Genomic DNA, 17,343 nt, shown 5'->3' on the forward strand with positions numbered 1-17,343 from the left:
GCTTTCTCCTCCCAGACGATATGCTCGTCGAGGGGAAGCATTGCGGAATTTGAATTTATATGAAATTTAAATAATAGGAATGTGTGTTAAAGGGAATCTAATATCCATGCGGATGAATGCCTTGACCCTGAAACAGTTGCGCGCGCTCGATGCGGTGGCGCGGGGCGGCTCATTGACGGCGGCCGGAGAGGCCCTCGGGCTGACGACGCCCGCAATCCACACCCAGATCAAGGGGTTGGAAGAAGCGATCGGGATGAAACTGATCCAGCGCGCAGCCGATGGCGCGGGCTCGGAGCTGACCGAGGCGGGCAAGACCCTGCGCGAGACGGTGCTGCGAATCGAAGACAACTTGTCGCAGGCCGAAGCCAATTTGCGCGCGATCGCACGGGGCGAGGTCGGGCGCGTCACCCTCGGGGTGGTCTCGACCGGCAAGTATTTCGCGCCGCGCCTGGTGAAGATGCTGCAAGATGCACATCCCGATATCGAGTTCGCGCTGCGCGTCGGGAACCGCTCGACGATCATCGAAGGGGTCGAGCGCGGCACGTTCGACATCGCCATCATGGGCCGTCCGCCGCGCCATCCGCCGGTGATCGCGGCGCCGATCGGCGCGCATCCGCACGGGTTGGTCGCGCCGCCGGATCATCCGCTGATCGGGCAGGGGGCCTCGGTCGATCTTCTCTTCGAGGAGACCTTCCTCGCGCGTGAACAGGGTTCGGGAACGCGGATCCTGATGACGCGCTGGCTCGACAGGATCGGCGACGGGCGGCTTTACGACACGCTCGAGATGGAGAGCAACGAGACGATCAAGCAGGCGGTGATGGCAGGGCTCGGCATCGCGTTCCTGAGCCTGCACACCGTCACCGACGAGCTCGAGACCAGACGGCTGGCGCTGGTGGATGCACCGGGGCTGCCGCTGATGCGGCACTGGTTCATGGTGCGACGCGAGAACGACCGGCCGCGCGAGCTGGCACTGCGGATCTGGGACGAGATCGTGGAGCTCGACGGCTGCTTTCTGCCGCATCCGCTTGCCGATTGACCTTGCCCTTGCGGAGCGCCACTCTGGCGCCGAACAGGGAGGTGCGCATGGCATATGCAATGGCAATCAAGGCGCCCGGCGGGCGCGACCAATTCCACCGGATCGAGATCGATATCCCGCAGCCGGGACCGGGTGAGGTCACTTTAAGACATACCGCTATCGGATTGAATTTCATCGACGTTTACTTCCGAACCGGTGCCTATCCCTGGCCGGTGGAACGCGATCTGGTGACCGGGGGTGAAGCCGCCGGGGTGATCGAGGCCGTGGGCGAAGGCGTCGGTCTTCGGGTCGGGCAGCGCGTGGCCTATACGATGCCCAACGGCGCCTATGCGAGCCATCGTGTCGTCAAGGCCGACCAGCTCGTCATGGTGCCGGACGCCATTTCCCACGAGGTGGCGGCAGCGGTGATGCTCAAGGGCCTGACCGTGCATTACCTGATCCATCACTCTTATCCGGTAAGCTCCGGGGAAACCGTTCTTTTCCACGCCGCAGCCGGTGGCGTCGGCCTGATCGCCGGGCAATGGCTCGCCGCCAAGGGCGTGCGCGCGATCGGCACCGCTGGCGGGCCCGAGAAATGCGCGCTGGCGAAGGCGCATGGTTATGACGCGGTGATCGATTACCGGGCGCAGGATTTTCTCGCCGAGGTGAAGGCGCTGACCGATGATGCCGGCGTCGAGGCGGTCTATGACTCGGTGGGCGCCGATACGCTGATGAAGTCGCTCGATTGCCTCAAGCGCTTCGGCACGCTCGTGGCCTTCGGTCAAAGCTCCGGTCCGCCGAGCGAGTTCAAGATCGGCGATCTCGCGCGCGGCTCGCTGCGGCTCACGCGCCCGACGCTGTTTCATCACACGGTGCGCCCGGGATGGCTGCAACAGGCCTCGGGGGAACTCTTCGAGATGATCGCCTCGGGCAAGATCAAGATCGAGATCGCGCAACGCTTCGATCTTTCCGATGTGGCGCAGGCGCATGAGGCGCTTGAAGGCCGCAAGACGGTGGGGAGCACGGTTCTGATCCCGTGATCTGGCCGGAAACAGCCCCATAAGTTACATAATACCGATTATCGGGTTATTGTATGCACGCCGTGGTAGAAATTCCGCGGCGCCCTTTTTTCAAGAACGCTGCGGAAGCCTTTGATTCCGCGCGGTAAAAACAACGCGTTTTCAGCTCAGGTAATCACGTCCGGCCCCGCGCGCCCGGTGCGCTCGCGAATGCCGACAAGCGTTTCCGTCGCCGCGATCATCGGCGCGAGCGCCTCCTGCGGATCATGATCGAGCCCGTCTGGCTCCGGCGCGTAGCGTTCCAGATAGACCCGCAGCGTCGCGCCTTCGGTGCCGGTGCCCGAGAGCCGCAGCACCACACGAGAACCGCCCTCGAAGAGTATCCGGAACCCCTGTCCGCGCGAGATCGAGCCATCGACCGGATCGGTGTAGGCAAACTCATCCGCACTCGCCACGCTCAGCCCTTCGACCTCGCTCCCCACGAGATCCCCGAGCCGCGCGCGCAGATCGCCCAGCATCGTCTCGGCCTGTTCGATCGGCAGCGCCTCGTAATCGTGGCGCGAGTAATAGTTACGCCCGAACCGCGCCCAGTGATCGGCCATGATCTCGGCGACGCTCATCTTCCGCGCCGCCAGGATGTTGAGCCACATCAGCACCGCCCAGAGCCCGTCCTTCTCGCGCACATGGTCGGAGCCGGTGCCGAAGCTCTCCTCGCCGCAGAGCGACACGCGCCCCGCATCCATCAGATTGCCGAAGAACTTCCATCCCGTGGGCGTCTCGTAGCAATCGAGCCCGAGCGCCTCGGCCACCCGGTCGACCGCAGCCGAGGTCGGCATCGAGCGCGCGATCCCCTTCAGCCCGCCGGCATAGCCCGGGACCAGATGCGCATTCGCGGCCAGCACGGCAAGACTGTCCGAGGGCGAGACATAGGTGCCCGCCCCGAGGATCATGTTGCGATCGCCATCGCCATCCGAGGCGGCGCCGAAATCCGGGGCGGCGTCGCCCATCATCTCGTCCATCAGCTCATGCGCCCAGGTCGGGTTCGGATCGGGATGCATGCCGCCGAAATCGGGCAGCGGCGTGGCATGGGTCACCGTGCCCGTGGGCGCGCCGAGACGGTTTTCGAAAATCTCCACCGCATAAGGCCCGGTGATCGCGCACATCGAATCCATCCGCATCCGGAAGCCGGAGTCGAAGAGATCCCTCAAGGCCTTGAAATCGAACAGGGTTTCCATCAGATCGGCATAGGCCGCAACGGGATCGACCACTTCGACGGTCATCTCGCCCAGACCGGTCTCGCCCAGGCTGTCGAGATCGGGATCGGGCGCGTCGAGCTTGCGATACTCGGTGATCTCCTGCGTGCGCTGATGGATCGCGGAAGTGACCGATTCCGGCGCGGGACCGCCATTCGACATGTTGTATTTCACGCCGAAATCCTCGTCCGGGCCGCCGGGATTGTGGCTTGCCGAAAGGATGATCCCGCCATCCGCGCCGCGCTGACGGATCAGGTTCGAGGCCGCGGGCGTCGAGAGCCACGCACCCTGCCCCACGATCATCCGCGCGGCGCCATTGGCGGCCGCCATCTTGAGGATCGTCAGCGCCGCCTCGCGCCCGAAAAAGCGCCCGTCGCCGCCCAGCACGAGCGTCTTGCCCTGAACGCCGCCCACCGCGTCGAAGGTCGCCTGAACGAAATTCTCGAGGAAGTTCGGCTGCATGAAGACGCGGGTCTTCTTGCGCAGCCCCGAAGTGCCGGGTTTCTGGCCGTCGAAGGGCTGGGTCTCGTGGCGGGTCATTGTTCCTCCTGCGATGTCGCACGGGTGAAGACTTGAACGGATTGCGCGGCAAGACAAGTCTCCGCCGCGTCGAAGAGTTCCTCGGGGGCTTCGGGACGCGCGGTATCAAGGAGACGCGTCCAGCGGCCCGGCGGCAGTGTCGCGCTGCAGTCGCCCCCCGCATTGAAGATCAGATAGACGGCTTCGGATCCGGCCTCGCCCGCCGGGCCTTCGGCCGCGCCGCGGATCTCGACGCCGATGAAGCGCAGTTCGGGATCGTTCCAGTCCGCCGGTTGCGGCTCCGCGCCCGAGGCAAGTCGCCAGATCAGGTCGCGGATACCGTCCTGCTTGCGGGTCAGCGAATGAAGAAACCGCGTCTGGCGCAGAACCCGGTGGTCCTTGCGAATGGCGATCAAGCGCCTGGTGAAAGCCCGCAATGTCTCGTCGGGGCTGCTCCAGTCGATCCAGCCGATCTCGTTATCCTGCGCATAGGCGTTGTTGTTGCCGCCCTGCGAATTGCCGATCTCGTCGCCGGCCAGCAGCATCGGCGCGCCTTGCGACAAAAGCATCGTGGCAAGCAAGGCGCGCTTGCGGGCCTCTTGCGCTTCCCGGTCCTCGAGCGCCTCCGAGAAATTCGCGTCATGCCCGTCGCGATTGTTCTCGCCATTGGCGTGGTTGCGCTTTTCTCCATAGGACACGAGATCTTGCAGGGTGAATCCGTCATGCGCGGTGACGAAATTGACCGAGGCCGTCGCCGGCCGACCGTGCTGGTCGAAAAGCTCGGCCGAGCCCGCGACCCGCCGGGCCAGATCGCCCGCCATGCCCCGATCACCGCGCCAGAACCGCCGCGTGTCGTCGCGAAAGCGGTCATTCCATTCGCAAAACGGATGCGGGAAGCCGCCCAGATAATAGCCGCCCGGGCCGACATCCCAGGGCTCGGCGATCAGTTTCACGCCGCGCAGCACCGGGTCCTGCAGAATAGCGGTAAGAAAGGGCGCATGCGCCTCGACCGCGCCCGTGCCGCCCCGGGCCAGCGTCGCCGCCAGATCGAAGCGGAACCCGTCCACGCCCATCTCCTCGACCCAGTGGCGCAGACAATCCATCACCAGCCGCAATCCGAGCGGATTTGCGAGGTTGAGCGTGTTGCCGGTGCCCGTCTCGTCGATATAGGCGCCCCCGGGCCCGAGCCGGTAATAGCTCGCATTGTCGATCCCGCGCAACGACAGGATCGGCCCGCGCGCATCGCCCTCGCCGGTATGGTTGAAGACCACGTCGAGGATGACCTCGATCCCGGCCGCATGGAAGCGCCGCACCATTTCGCGAAACTCACCGCGCGGGTCGGGCCCGGAATAGCGCGGCTCGGGTGCGAAGACGCCGATCGGCTGGTAGCCCCAGTAATTCGACAACCCCTTCTCGACGAGGAACCGATCATCGAGAAAGGCGCAACTCGGCAAAAGCTCGATCGCGGTGACGCCCAGATCGCTCAGATGCGCGAGGATCGGATCGGAGGCCAGTCCCGCCCAGGTTCCGCACAGCGCCTCTGGCACCTCCGGATGGGTCATGGTGAGCCCCTTGGGATGGGCCTCGTAGATCACGGTCTCGGCCCAGGAATGGCCCGGGCGCTGCCAGTTGGGGCGGGCGATCTCGGCCACGACCGAGGCCGGGACGACACGCGCGCTGTCGCGCCGATCAGGCTTGGTCTTGCCCTGCTGCATCGCCGCTTGCCAGGTGATCTTCGCATCGAGCTGGCGGGCATAGGGATCGATCAGCAGCTTGTGCGGGTTGAAGCGGTGGCCTTCCTCCGGCGCCCAGCGTCCATGCACGCGGTATCCATAGCGCGCACCGGGTTTGAGCCCCGGCACGAAGCCATGCCAGACCGGCCCGGCCCGCCCCGGCACTTCCAGCCGCGTCTCGTCCTCGCCGGTGAACAGGCACAGTTCCACCGCCTCCGCATGGACGGAGGCGAGCGCGAAATTCACGCCGCCGTCGCCAGGCGTCGCGCCGAGCGGATCGGGCCGCCCCGGTGTGATCGTCAGCTTGCGCATAGGGCGTCATATAGCGCGGCGTAGCGCTGCGCCGAGCGGGCCCAGCTAAAGTCGCTCTTCATCGCGCGACGCATCATCTGGCCCCAGAGCTTGCGATCGGCATGCAGGCTCACGAGCCGCATCAGCGCCTGTCGCAGCGCCAGATCGTCGACCGGGTGAAAGGCGACCCCCGTGGCCGCCTCCGCCGCGAGCGTCGCCGGGCTCGCGCCGATCACCGTATCGGCGAGCCCCCCGACCGCCGCGACGACCGGCAGGCAGCCATAGCGCAACCCGTAGAGCTGGGTCAGGCCGCAGGGCTCGAAGCGCGAGGGCACCAGAACCGCGTCGCCGCCCGCGAACATCCGGTGGCTGAGCGCCTCGTCATAGCCGATCCTCACACCGACCCTGCCCGGATGGCGCGCGGCCAGATCGCTCAACGCGCTTTCCGCCCAGCCATCCCCCGAGCCGAGCACCGCGAGCCCGCCCCCCGCGGCGAGGAAGGGCTCGATCGCCGGGGCGATCAGGTCGATGCCCTTCTGGTCGGTGAGCCGCGAGACCACGATCGCAAGCGGTCCGGGCACCTCGAGACCGAACTCGGCCTCGAGCGCCGCGCGGTTCTTCGCCTTCCCGCCTGGCCGCGCCGCGCTGAAGGGGCTGCATTCCGGGTCGGTCCCGGGGTTCCAGGCTTCGGTATCGATCCCGTTGAGGATCCCGTGCAGTTCCCCTGCCCGCGCCTGGATCACGCCTTCGAGCCCCATCCCGAACTCGCGCCGCATCAGCTCCTCGGCATAGCGCGGGCTGACCGTGGTGATCGCATCGGCCGCCATCAGCCCCGCCTTCAGCGTCGAGACATCGCCCCAGAATTCCACCCCGTCGCGGTGGAAATCCTCCGCGGCAAGGCCCAATACGGGAAGGGTCTCGCGCCCGAACCGGCCCTGGAAGGCGATATTGTGGATCGTCATCACCGTCGGAATGCCGCTGTCGCGCAGATACCAGGGCACGAGGCCGGTCTGCCAGTCATGACAATGCACCAGATCGGGCGTCCATCCCGCGATCCCCTCGCGCGCGACGAGGGCCGCGACCTGGCTCAGCGCGGCGAAGCGCGCGGCATTGTCGGGATAATCGCGCCCGTCTTGCGCATAAGGGCCGCCGTCGCGGTCATAGAGATGGTCGGCCTCGAGGACGAGCACCTCCATCGCGCCCGCCTTCCCCCGCACCAATCGCGCAGGCCCGCCGTGAAGATCCGGGCTTTCCCATACCGGTTTCGGCGATTTCAGCTTTTTCAGAATTCCCCGATAGGCGGGGATCATCACCCGCATCTCGCAGCCCAAAGGCGCCAGGGCCCCCGGCAGCGCGCCCACCACATCGGCCAATCCGCCGGTCTTGACCAGCGGAACCGCTTCCGAAGCGACCGAAAGAACCCGTTTCATGACCTTCCAAATGCTCCAAATATCCCGGGGGGCGCGTCAGTGCGGGGGCAGAGCCCCCTCTTGGACTGTGAATTGTCGCCATCCGGCGACGGATGGGGCAGCGCCCCCTGCCCTCAAACTCCTTCCCTCAGCCCAGCTTACGCAGGCGCGCGATCAGCGAGGACGTGTCCCAGCGATTGCCGCCCATCGCCTGGACCTCCTTGTAGAACTGGTCGACCAGCGCGGTCACCGGCAGCGAGGCGCCGATCTCGTCGCCGGTCTTGAGACAGATCCCAAGATCCTTGCGCATCCAGTCCACCGCGAAGCCGAACTCGAATTCGTTCTTCGCCATCGTCTCGTAGCGATTGGCCATCTGCCACGATCCGGCCGCGCCCTGGGAGATCACCTCGACGACCGAGGCGCTGTCGAGCCCGGCCTTCTCGGCGAAGTTGAGGCTCTCGGCGAGCCCCTGCACGAGCCCGGCGATCGCGATCTGGTTGCACATCTTCGTCACCTGACCCGCGCCGCTCTCGCCCAGGCGGCGGCAGATCTTGGCATAGGCCGCGATCACCGGCTCGGCCTTGTCATAGGCGGACTGATCGCCGCCGCACATCACCGAGAGCTGGCCGTTCTCGGCGCCCGCCTGGCCGCCCGAGATCGGCGCGTCGACGAAGGCCACGCCGTGACCTGCGGCCTCCCCGGCGAGCTCGCGGGTGACGGCGGCCGAGACGGTGGTGTGATCGACGAAGACCGCGCCGGTCTTCATCCCCTTGAACGCGCCGTCCTTGCCGAGACAGACCTCACGCAGATCGTCGTCATTGCCAACGCAGGACATCACGAAATCGGCCCCCTGCGCGGCCTCGCGCGGCGTGGGCGCGGCGGCGCCGCCATGTTCGGCGACCCATTTCTCGGCCTTGGCCGGGGTCCGGTTATAGACGGTCACCTCGTGCCCGGCCGCCTTGAGATGGCCCGCCATCGGGTAGCCCATCACCCCGAGCCCCAGAAATGCCAGTTTCGCCATGAACCTCTCCCTTGCGTGATGCTCCGTGCCCGCATTCAATGGCGCAGGCGCGTTGATTGTGGCTTTGCGCTCAACTACTAACGCCACAACCGGGCGCGTCAACCTGCGCGTCCCGAGGGACAGGTTCAGAGGAACTGGATGTACAAGGCATTTCGCTGGGGCGTGCGGCTCATCATGGCCGCGATTTTCGTGCTCGTTCTCGTCGGTGCGGGCGTATGGTATTTCGCCTCGCGCTCGCTGCCCGATTACAATGCCACCTACAGGGTCGACGGGCTCACCGCCCCGGTCGAGATCGTGCGCTCGACCGAGGACGTCCCCCATATCTTCGGCAAGAGCGATCCGGACGTGTTCTTCGCCCTCGGCCTCGCCCATGCGCAGGACAGGCTCTGGCAGATGACGCTGCTGCGGCGCACCGTGCAGGGTCGGCTCTCCGAGATCTTCGGCGCCGAGACGCTCAAGACCGACGAATTGATGCGCCGGCTCGGGCTCTATGACGCGGCGCTCGCCTCGGTCCCGGCGCAGGACGACTACACGAAGAAGGCGCTCGAGGCCTATGCGCGCGGGGTCAACCAGTGGATCGAGATCGTCAACAAGGGGGCGATGGGGCGCGGCGCGCCGGAATTCTTCCTCTTCGACAACAAGATCTCCTATTGGACGCCCGCGGATTCGATCGCGATCATGAAGCTGATGGCGGTCGAGCTCTCGTCGCAGCTGCAAGACGAGGTGCTGCGCGCGCGGGTCTCGCTCGCGGGGGACGGGTTGTTGCGCGACATCATGCCCGACGATCCGCAACAGGCCGTCGCCGCCCTGCCCGCCTATGCGCAGCTCTTCCCCACCATGCCGCGCGGGATCGCGGTGGCGAAGAATGACGGCGAAGGCGCGCTCTCGCCCTTTCCGAGCCGCGACCTCGCGGGCGCCTCGAATGCCTGGGCGGCCGCGCCCGACCGCTCGGCCGCGGGGGGCTCGCTTCTGGCCAATGACCCGCATCTCGGTCTCATCGCGCCCTCGATCTGGTATCTCGCGCGGCTCCAGCTGCAATCGGGCGGCGTCATCGGCGGCACGATCCCCGGGATGCCGCTGATCCTGTCGGGGCGCAACAGGGATCTCGGCTGGGGGCTGACCACGGCCTATGTCGACGATCAGGATCTCCATATCGAGGAGCTCGACCACGACGATCCGACGAAATACCGCACGCCGGACGGGTTCAAGCCGTTCGAGACGAAACGGGTCATCGTCAACGTCAAGGACGCCAAGCCCGTGACGCTGACCCTGCGCTGGACCGAGAACGGCCCGGTGCTCCCCGGCAGCCATTTCGACCTCGCCACGATCACGCCCCCCAATTCGGTCGTCTCGCTGAGCTGGACCGCCTTCGACCGCCACGACACGACGCTGAGCGGTGCGATGGAGCTGATGCGGGCGCGCTCGATCCCGCAGGCGCTCGACGCGGTCAAGCAGGTCGTGGTGCCCGCGCAGAACATCACGCTCGCCGATCAGGAAGGGGTGGCGCTGGTGACCGCGGGGAAGATCCCGCTGCGCGATCCGGCAAACGACACGCAGGGCCGGATGCCCAATGCCGGCTGGAAGCCGGAAAACCGCTGGCAGGGCTATCTCCCGTTCAAGGACAATCCGCAATTCGTCGACCCCAAGGGCGGGATCGTCGTCAACACGAACAACAAGACGGTGGACCGCCCCTTCCCCTACAATGTGAGCTTCCGCTGGGGCGACACGCAGCGCATCCAGCGGCTCAAGAAGCTGATGGGCGAGCGCGAGGTCCATTCGCGCGACAGTTTCATCTCGGCCCAGCTCGACACGGTGAGCCCCGCCGCGCGCGGATTGCTGCCGCTGGTGGGGCGCAACCTGTGGTTCACCGGAGACCCCGCCCCCGCCGGCACGCCCGAGCGGATGCGCCAGCGCGCGCTCGAGATGCTGGCGAGCTGGGATGGCGAGATGTCCGAGCACCTGCCCGAGCCGCTGATCTACGCCGCCTGGATGCGCGAATTGCAAAACCGCCTGATCCGCGACGAGCTGGGGCCGCTGGCCAGGAAATTCGACCATCTCGAGCCGGTCTTCATCGAACGCGTCTTCCGCGACACCGAGGGCGCGAGCCATTGGTGCGACATCGTCCAATCCGCCCCCAAGGAGACCTGCACCGATATCGCGCGCCAATCGCTCGACGCGGCGCTTCTCGACCTGTCCAAGCAATACGGCCCCAATATCGAGAGCTGGCGGTGGGGCGATGCGCATATGGCCGAGCAGGACAACCCGGTCCTGGGCAAGATCCCCGGCCTGAAATGGTTCGTGAATATCCGGCAATCCACCTCGGGGGGCGATTTCACCCTGATGCGCGGCCAGACCCGCGGCGGCGACGGACCGGACGGTTTCGCCAATGTCCACGCGGCGGGCTATCGAGAAGTGCTCGATTTCGCCGATCCCGACAGTTCGGTCTTCATCATCTCGACCGGGCAATCGGGCCACCCGCTCTCGAGCCATTACGACGATCTCTCCGAGCTCTGGCGCTCGGGTGAATATATCCCGATGTCGCTCGATCCGGGCCTCGCGCGCGCCGCCGCCGCCGGGATCACCCATCTTGTGCCGCGCGCGAAACCTCCCGGCACCTGAGCCAACGATCCCCGCGGGCGCCTCCGGCGGGGATATTTGAGGCATTTGGAAGCGGGCGCCACTTGCTTCCAAATGCCCGAAATATCCCGGGGGTGAATGCCGAAGCCAGAGGGGGCAGCGCCCCCAGTTTGACCGTTATTTGCTGCCTGCCGCGGAATACGTCGGTGAGCACTTTCGGCTGGTCTGCGGCGGAAAGCAAATCGCCGAGATCTATCGAGATCTCGGCGTCCATATGTCCTTCCTTTTTTTGGTTTGGTAGCAGCGTCACCCTCTCGATCAGAGCCGACAAATGCTCGTTTGCGAGATGCACCCAGTTAGGATCGCTCAGCGTCTCTTCGAGTCCACAGAGAACCTGCTCAAGGGCCCGAGGGGCGCTCTCGACGAGAGGTGCCGTCGGCTTTCCGGTGCTGAGGCGAGAGATTTCTTCGGTCAATTTCAGCTGCTGTGCCTCGAGTTCGTTCATACGCGCCTTTAGTTGGGCAAACGGTGCTCCTTCCTCCAACGAGCGGACGAGTGTGCGCAAGCCCTTCTCTGTTCGCGCCAGTGCAGCACGTTTAGCGGTTAGCTCCGCATCTGGCGGGTTTTTACGAAGCTCCTGAATCTCTTGCTTCAATGCGGCGTCGAACGCCTTGGAAAGGCTTTTCGAAGCGAGCGGTGCCCGGAGCGCCGCAAAGACGCGCGCTTCGATCTCTTCGCGCTTGATGTACGATCGGTTCCGGCAGGCTCCCTTGATGTTCTCAGCGCAGCCGTACGCCTCTTTCGACCGCATGACGAAACTCCGCCCACAGCAGCCGCATTTGAGAAGCCCGCTCAGGAGGTATTTCTTACGCCGTGCACCCTCCGGATTATTGCGAGTGGTGACTTTGCGTCGGGTTTTCGCGGCGCGCGCCTGTACTGTTTCCCAGAGATCATCAGGGATGATCCTGAGCGCCGGGATCTCGATCTCTTCGACTCGATCAGGCGTCGCTTCGGTGATGCAGGCTTCGGTTTCCGGGTGGACCCGCTTCGTCGTCCGAAACATGAGTACACGCCCAACATAGATCGGATTGTGGAGGATGCCCTCCTGTCGCTCGATGTTGCCACGAATTGTCCTTGGTTCCCACGTACCGCCACGCGGCGCGGGAACACCCTCGGCGTTCAGCCTCCGCGCGATCGCGAGGGCGGACTGCCCGTCGGCGAACGCCTGAAAAATCCGACACACTATCGCAGCCTGCTCGGGATCGACCTCTCGGTTGTGATCGCCAGAACCCTCGGATTTGCGGTAGCCGTAAGGGCGCATATGGAACGTGCCACGTTTCAGCGCCGCTTGCATACCGCGTTTAGTATGGATGCTCACGTTGTTCGAATATTCACGCGCCCCCCACGCCGTGAGCATGACCGACATGAAGTTCTGGGGCCCCTCGGCCAACGAGTGCAGTTCAACGTTTGCGAAGCTCATCAGATCGAAGACCTGGAGCGCGTGCGTCACGTTTCTCGTCAGTCGATCAACAGCTTCGACGAGAACAACATCGACTGCGTTCCGCCGGATTGCCTCGCGCAACTCAAGGAGACCCGGTCGCTGACCGAGGCGCCCCGAGATTTCGGAATCGGAGAAGTGTTGCGTCACTGTCCATCCCTTTGCCTTTGCAAACCGCTCTGCCATTTCGAACTGATCGTCGATCGAAGTCGGTTTTTGAAGCTTCGAGCTGTAGCGCGCGTAGACAGCGACACGTTTCGTCATCTTGGTTTACTCCTGAATTTGGCCCGGACCCGGAGCTGCATTCTCATTTGCCGCGTGCAGACGATGCGCTTCGACGCGTGCGAGGAAGCGGACGAATTGCTCCGCCGATACGATCTGGGAGAAGTCATGGGATGCCGGGGTGTCGCCGTTGTCGTTCGCGGCGGGACGGCTGGTGAAATCGCGGGGGTGAAAGGACATTTTTGGCTCCAGAAAATTCATTCTGGATTCAATATTCGTTCGACCAGTTGGAGCGACTCCATCAAAGTCGAAGAAAATTGTGAGTCCCTTGTTTTTATTAGGCTTTTCAGATTTCATATGAAATCATCTTCCAGCCTCCGCTTCAGATTGGCTGGTATTGAGGGAAAGTCGGGCGCGCCGGTTCCGTTTGGTTTGTGGAGCAAGTGCGGAAAGGTTTCTGTGGCGCGCCCGGGCGGGTTCACACCGCCATTGAGTAGACGCCGCTCGGCGTCATACTTTGATCATGCTGCTCGCTCGATACTGGTCGCGCATGCGGCGCCGAGATCCACAGAAACGCGATAAGAGCTATTGATTACGTCCCGAAGTTGACGCATCGCGTTGTCGAGTTCGCGCGCAAATCTTTCCTCGGCCTCGATCCGCGCGAGATGACGCAGGATCGCCGCGCCTGCCGCCCGGAAATCCTCTCCGATCACCTCGCCGTTGATCACAAGTCGCTCGCAAAAATCGCAATCGCGCTCTGCGCCCCGAAGAGCGTCAGCCGGCAGCGCATGGAGAGCGTCGATTGCCACGCGTGCCATCGCTTTCACATTGTCGATCCGGTTCGGTTGTTGAAACATCGGACATCCTTTCAAAGCTGAACTGCGGGCGCTGCGGCCCTCATCGAGGGGCCGCGGCGGTTGCGGTTCAGCCGATCCCGTCAGGATCATTTCTCGCAAATTCGCGATCACGCATCGCAGCGCATCTCGCCGAGCGCATCGAGCGCCTTCTGCGCCCAAAATGCTTGTCCCTCGAGTTGCGTGCGGATCCCTCTCAGATCTGTCGCGACGGCTCGCATCGCGAGATGCGGCGGGGACTCTTCGACGGAGAACCGCGGTCCGAGGCGCATGTATCCGTCTTCGAGATAGACCCACTCGAGATCGTCATCGAGCGCGATGAGAGCTCGCGTGATCAGCTTTCGGGTCCGACCGCTGGCTTCCGTCAGGCGGCCAAAGAGCGAGATGTCTTCGAAGCCAGTGAAAAGCATCCAGTCTTCGAGAAACGGCGCGTTCTCGAGATCCTTTTGGGACGGCTTCGCGGTCGCTCCGTGAACGACGTTTGCGAGCACATTGCGCTCTTTGCGGAGTTCTTCGGCGGTGAGTTCCGAGGGATGTTTATCGTGGGTCATGGTTAATCTTTCGAAAATTTTGGGGTTCAGAAGACGAAGCAGGGCTGCAAGATCCGTCCGCCTCGGCAAGACGGCGGACGGACGCTGCAGCCCCGATCGGCGGCGCGGTTTACGGTTGGATGAGTGGTTTCGGGCGGTAGATCGCGACACGCGGCCTCAACCGGGACCGGACTTCACGCGGTGCGGTTGCGAGCAGCTTTTCGACTGCCTCGAATTGTTCGCGCTGCGCGGGTCCGAGGCGCCCGATGCGGGCATTGCGCTCGAACAGGTCAGATCCGGTTGCGATGAAGAGCCGATGCGACGCGCGGAACATCGTTGGACGATAGAGGCCACAGGCGGACGCCTGGTCTTCATCGGAAATGACGATGTCATCCTCTCGTAGCAGCCGCCCCTCGGGGCTCACGCCTGGAGCGACAATGTTCATGGGGGTGTCGCCGATTAGACCGCGAGAGAGCAGTAAGCACGGACGTGTGCCTGGCGGAATTTCGAACTCGCCGTCGCGACGGCGGTCGGAACCATACGGGAAGCGCATCAGAAAGATATCGCCAGGTTTGAGTTGGCCGCCCGGGAGCAGTCGGAGGTATCGATCGTGGAGCATGAGAGCCTCGTTTTTTGAGTAGAGAAAACGACGCGCAATACCTCACCACTTCACCGATATCGGAGTATCGGAGCGTGGCTTGATTGCGTGCGTCAAAGACGCTGCACGCAAGCAAGACATGCTTCGAGGCTTCCTTCGCGACCGCGATTGATCGCTTGAACAGTCAAGCGATCCCGATGCGTATCAGGGAGAGCGTCGAGAGGTCCTTCTCTCGACCCGCCGGGAGCGCCGGAAGGTCCAGGAAGAGCGGCGAGCGGCCCATGGGCTGGGGGTCCGAAGGGGGATGCGCGGCTTCCCCATCGTCTCGCTGAAAGCGCCAGGGGGTTTGGGGGATGTGGAGCTTCCCCCAATGTGCCGCGAAGCGGTGCGGGGGGGTGTCCAGAGGGGGGCTATGCCTCACTTTGGCCGACACGTATTCGAAGCCCTGCGAGAATACGTATAGTCGGTCCCTATGGCCTGTTGTCACAGCGCCCGAAGAACGCGGCGGCGCGCGCATTTTTTGATCGTTCTCAGTTGTCCTTAGTTCCCCCGCATCCATTAAACGGGACGCGAGGCAAATTGGATGCGGGGCTATCAATTCGGGCATGTGGAAACTTGGTCGCAGCAGGGAGCTACGAGGTCGAGTGGCAAGGTCGGACGCGTGCGCAAAAACGGTCAGCGCGCCTGGCGTGCAGAGCAGGTTCTCGACGAAGCTGAGCGTGTCGAGGGGAGTTGCGATCATGTGAGCCGCCCCAATCCGGCGCCCCAGATCATTGCGGGCACGTGTGGGTCTTTCACTGAACTGCGCGCCGCGTATGAGCAGACTGCGAATGTCACTCAAAGCTTTCCATACACAGATCCGAAGACCGGCACGAAGACGACGCGCAAGCGCAAGCTTCGGAAAGATGCGCATACGCTTTATTCAAGCGTGTTCTCGCTTCCGATCACGAGCGCCGACGCGCGCGCCGATCCAGCTTTGATGAAGGAGTGCCGCGCCGTCTTCGACGACTTTGTCGCCTTTGAGAAGGATCGGATCGCGGCGGCTGGGGGAGAGTTTGCGCTCGCTGTTATTCACACTGATGAAGCGCAGATGCACGTCCATCTCTTCGCGCTCGATCGCGAGCGAGGGTCGGTGATCGATTTGCATCCAGGTCGCGCCGCTTTTGAAGACCGCAGAAGGCATCTGCGAGCCTGCGGGCGCGAGCGGTCGTTATCGAAAGAAGCGTGCGATAAGCTCTACAAAGATGCGATGAGGGAGTGGCAGGACGACCTCTACGAGGCGGTCTCGCGCCATGCAGGATTGCTGAGGTTCGGTCCCCGGCGCGAGCGGTTGTCACGCGGAGAGTATCGTAGCCGAATGGCGGCTCGTGAACAGCACGCAATGGATGAGCGCCGGGCTGCGGAGGCTCGGAAAACACGCGAGGCGGCGGAGGGCCTCAAGCGAGTTGCTGACGGTCTTTTCGAGCTCGGCAATGAACAACTCGCGGAGATTGCAGCGGAGCGAGCCGCACTTAACGAAGAGAAGGAGCGCGACGAAACTTTGCGTCGAGAAAACGCGCATCAGGCTGAAGCGAATGTGGCGCGCGCGCGCCAACTCGATGCCCAGGAACGGAGCCTGCGGGATGCGCGCGAAGATCTGGTCGCTCAGAAAAAAGAGATAGCGGAGAAAGAGAAGATCGCGGATCGAAGATATCGATCTGCGGATGCCGTTCTCGCGACAGTGGACCTGCTCGAAAAAGGAGGACCCACGCCAGATCAGGTAGCGGAATTACTGAAGGCCGCGCCGGTGCAGGCGAACGAAAACGTTCGTGCAAAACTGGCACGTATGAGACGCGCACCACATGCGGCGGTGCGCATGGCGGAGATGTTCGGGGCAGTGCTGACGCGTCTGCGAGCGACCGCCCAGGACGAGGCCGAGACCTTGGTCGAAAATGAGCGTCGTGAACTCGCTGAAGGTCTCGACGCCGTAGCGCGCGTGACCAACTTCGCGGCGGAACTGATCGCGCGCTTCGTGCCGCCAGCGAGCCGGGAAAACGAACATGGCAAGCTCAGAAAACTGCTCATGAACGTCGCGCGGGTAAAGACACGAAACGAACGAAGAAAGCGGGACGACAAGAGCCGGGGCGGCGATGAACGGTGAGTGCCGCACCGGCCGTCGCGCTCGTCGTCACGTGTCGGGAGAGTCGTGGCGGTCAGATCCGGAATTATTCTCGCGCATTGAGCCGCGCGCGGGGTCCGGCTGCGTGATCTCTGTGCGCAGGCTTTCGAGCAATTCGGCACGTTCCGCGAGACGGCCATTGAGCGCGGAGATCTCGCGATCTGCCTTTTCGAGCCGACACTCGAGAGTGCGGATCTGCTTCTCCGCACCATCGGCGCGGAGGCGTTCGGCGTCACGGGCTTCCTCAAGATCGTCGATTACGTCCTCAAGATCCGCGAGTTCCGCACGCTGGGTCGCATCGCGTTTACCCTGCAAAGTGCGGAGTGCCTCAATGTCGCTGTTCGCGATTTCACATGCGGCTTTCCAGACAACCTGTGCCAAGCGATCGTTCACTTCCCGAACCGCATCCGGCATTTCAGGCAGCGCCGCAAGGGCAGTCTGTTCTTCTCGGATGCGTTCGATGACACGCTTCGCGACCGGGTTGAGGTCGCGAAGCGATCCACCGAGAGTTGCGAGCAAATTACGGCGGCTTGGGAAATGCCCATCATGCGCCGACATGTAATGCCGAACTGCGCGTTCGACTTCGATCTCGAAATCGGGCTTCACGTCGGCGGGGGCGACAGTCTTCATGCTTCATCTCCTGGTA

Annotated in this window: 14 protein-coding genes; 4 read left to right on the top strand and 10 right to left on the bottom strand. The window is 63.9% G+C overall.

All coding sequences use genetic code 11. From position 1 onward, the window contains the following. The first annotated feature begins 106 nt into the window (after positions 1–106). Both cbbR and DW2_RS17605 read left to right on the top strand, forming a co-directional pair. Positions 107–1,036, top strand: a complete 930-nt coding sequence (gene cbbR / locus DW2_RS17600; RefSeq protein ID WP_038148578.1) for a LysR family regulator CbbR — start codon at positions 107–109, stop codon at positions 1,034–1,036. 47 nt (positions 1,037–1,083) lie between these two features. Further along, entirely contained in the window at positions 1,084–2,055 is a 972-nt protein-coding gene (locus DW2_RS17605) for a quinone oxidoreductase family protein (RefSeq protein WP_038148580.1), read from the top strand. 146 nt (positions 2,056–2,201) lie between these two features. Here the strand turns inward: DW2_RS17605 and DW2_RS17610 are convergent, their stop codons facing one another. From DW2_RS17610 to DW2_RS17625, 4 genes are all read right to left on the bottom strand, one after another. Next, positions 2,202–3,827, bottom strand: coding sequence for an alpha-D-glucose phosphate-specific phosphoglucomutase (locus tag DW2_RS17610; RefSeq protein ID WP_038148582.1), 1,626 nt, complete (start codon positions 3,825–3,827; stop codon positions 2,202–2,204). Beyond that, positions 3,824–5,851, bottom strand: a complete 2,028-nt coding sequence (gene glgX / locus DW2_RS17615; RefSeq protein WP_038148584.1) for a glycogen debranching protein GlgX — start codon at positions 5,849–5,851, stop codon at positions 3,824–3,826. The genes DW2_RS17610 and glgX overlap by 4 nt, the downstream gene beginning before the upstream one ends. Continuing rightward, positions 5,839–7,260 carry a glycogen synthase GlgA gene (gene glgA, locus DW2_RS17620; protein WP_038148585.1) on the bottom strand — a complete coding sequence of 474 codons (1,422 nt, stop codon included), beginning with the start codon at positions 7,258–7,260 and terminating at the stop codon, positions 5,839–5,841. Before glgA ends, glgX begins: the two co-directional genes overlap by 13 nt. 127 nt (positions 7,261–7,387) lie before the next feature. Next, the gene (locus DW2_RS17625) at positions 7,388–8,347 is read right to left on the bottom strand and encodes an NAD(P)-dependent oxidoreductase (protein WP_272944434.1); all 960 of its coding nucleotides are present in this window, start codon (positions 8,345–8,347) and stop codon (positions 7,388–7,390) included. Positions 8,348–8,398: 51 nt separating this feature from the next. Here DW2_RS17625 and DW2_RS17630 point away from each other — a divergent pair, with 51 nt between their 5' ends. Beyond that, positions 8,399–10,879, top strand: a complete 2,481-nt coding sequence (locus DW2_RS17630) for a penicillin acylase family protein (protein WP_038148589.1) — start codon at positions 8,399–8,401, stop codon at positions 10,877–10,879. On the opposite strand, the gene DW2_RS17635 is transcribed toward DW2_RS17630, so the two are convergent. The 5 genes from DW2_RS17635 to DW2_RS19910 form a co-directional block, all read right to left on the bottom strand. After that, positions 10,839–12,599, bottom strand: a complete 1,761-nt coding sequence (locus DW2_RS17635) for a recombinase family protein (RefSeq protein ID WP_038148591.1) — start codon at positions 12,597–12,599, stop codon at positions 10,839–10,841. The genes DW2_RS17630 and DW2_RS17635 overlap by 41 nt on opposite strands. Positions 12,600–12,605: 6 nt before the next feature. Beyond that, positions 12,606–12,914 (bottom strand): hypothetical protein, encoded by a 309-nt coding sequence (locus DW2_RS19905; RefSeq protein ID WP_156103026.1) that lies wholly within the window; start codon positions 12,912–12,914, stop codon positions 12,606–12,608. 164 nt (positions 12,915–13,078) lie between these two features. Continuing rightward, positions 13,079–13,414: a hypothetical protein gene (locus DW2_RS17645; RefSeq protein ID WP_038148595.1), complete on the bottom strand. Its 336-nt coding sequence runs from the start codon at positions 13,412–13,414 to the stop codon at positions 13,079–13,081. Positions 13,415–13,521: 107 nt separating this feature from the next. Next, positions 13,522–13,962, bottom strand: a complete 441-nt coding sequence (locus DW2_RS17650; protein WP_038148596.1) for a hypothetical protein — start codon at positions 13,960–13,962, stop codon at positions 13,522–13,524. A 109-nt stretch (positions 13,963–14,071) separates the two neighbouring features. Then, a complete protein-coding gene (locus DW2_RS19910) occupies positions 14,072–14,386 on the bottom strand; it encodes a hypothetical protein (protein WP_156103028.1) in 315 nt (104 codons plus the stop codon). A gap of 736 nt (positions 14,387–15,122) precedes the next feature. On the opposite strand from DW2_RS19910, the gene DW2_RS19915 reads away from it, so the two are divergent. Then, entirely contained in the window at positions 15,123–16,679 is a 1,557-nt protein-coding gene (locus DW2_RS19915) for a hypothetical protein (protein WP_156103030.1), read from the top strand. Between the two features lie 27 nt (positions 16,680–16,706). Here the strand turns inward: DW2_RS19915 and DW2_RS17675 are convergent, their stop codons facing one another. Further along, a complete protein-coding gene (locus DW2_RS17675) occupies positions 16,707–17,327 on the bottom strand; it encodes a coiled-coil domain-containing protein (RefSeq protein WP_038148603.1) in 621 nt (206 codons plus the stop codon). Positions 17,328–17,343: the final 16 nt, after the last annotated feature.

Origin of the sequence: Thioclava atlantica, from assembly GCF_000737065.1 — a bacterium.
Lineage (GTDB): Bacteria > Pseudomonadota > Alphaproteobacteria > Rhodobacterales > Rhodobacteraceae > Thioclava > Thioclava atlantica.

Bases quoted from the DNA above. Each gene is read 5' to 3' on its own strand.
- cbbR (WP_038148578.1), top strand. From the start codon at position 107: ATGCGGATGAATGCCTTGACCCTGAAACAGTTGCGCGCGCTCGATGCG.
- DW2_RS17605 (WP_038148580.1), top strand. From the start codon at position 1,084: ATGGCATATGCAATGGCAATCAAGGCGCCCGGCGGGCGCGACCAATTC.
- DW2_RS17610 (WP_038148582.1), bottom strand. From the start codon at position 3,827: ATGACCCGCCACGAGACCCAGCCCTTCGACGGCCAGAAACCCGGCACT.
- glgX (WP_038148584.1), bottom strand. From the start codon at position 5,851: ATGCGCAAGCTGACGATCACACCGGGGCGGCCCGATCCGCTCGGCGCG.
- glgA (WP_038148585.1), bottom strand. From the start codon at position 7,260: ATGAAACGGGTTCTTTCGGTCGCTTCGGAAGCGGTTCCGCTGGTCAAG.
- DW2_RS17630 (WP_038148589.1), top strand. From the start codon at position 8,399: ATGTACAAGGCATTTCGCTGGGGCGTGCGGCTCATCATGGCCGCGATT.
- DW2_RS17635 (WP_038148591.1), bottom strand. From the start codon at position 12,599: ATGACGAAACGTGTCGCTGTCTACGCGCGCTACAGCTCGAAGCTTCAA.
- DW2_RS19905 (WP_156103026.1), bottom strand. From the start codon at position 12,914: ATGAAATCTGAAAAGCCTAATAAAAACAAGGGACTCACAATTTTCTTC.
- DW2_RS17645 (WP_038148595.1), bottom strand. From the start codon at position 13,414: ATGTTTCAACAACCGAACCGGATCGACAATGTGAAAGCGATGGCACGC.
- DW2_RS17650 (WP_038148596.1), bottom strand. From the start codon at position 13,962: ATGACCCACGATAAACATCCCTCGGAACTCACCGCCGAAGAACTCCGC.
- DW2_RS19910 (WP_156103028.1), bottom strand. From the start codon at position 14,386: ATGAACATTGTCGCTCCAGGCGTGAGCCCCGAGGGGCGGCTGCTACGA.
- DW2_RS19915 (WP_156103030.1), top strand. From the start codon at position 15,123: ATGCGGGGCTATCAATTCGGGCATGTGGAAACTTGGTCGCAGCAGGGA.
- DW2_RS17675 (WP_038148603.1), bottom strand. From the start codon at position 17,327: ATGAAGACTGTCGCCCCCGCCGACGTGAAGCCCGATTTCGAGATCGAA.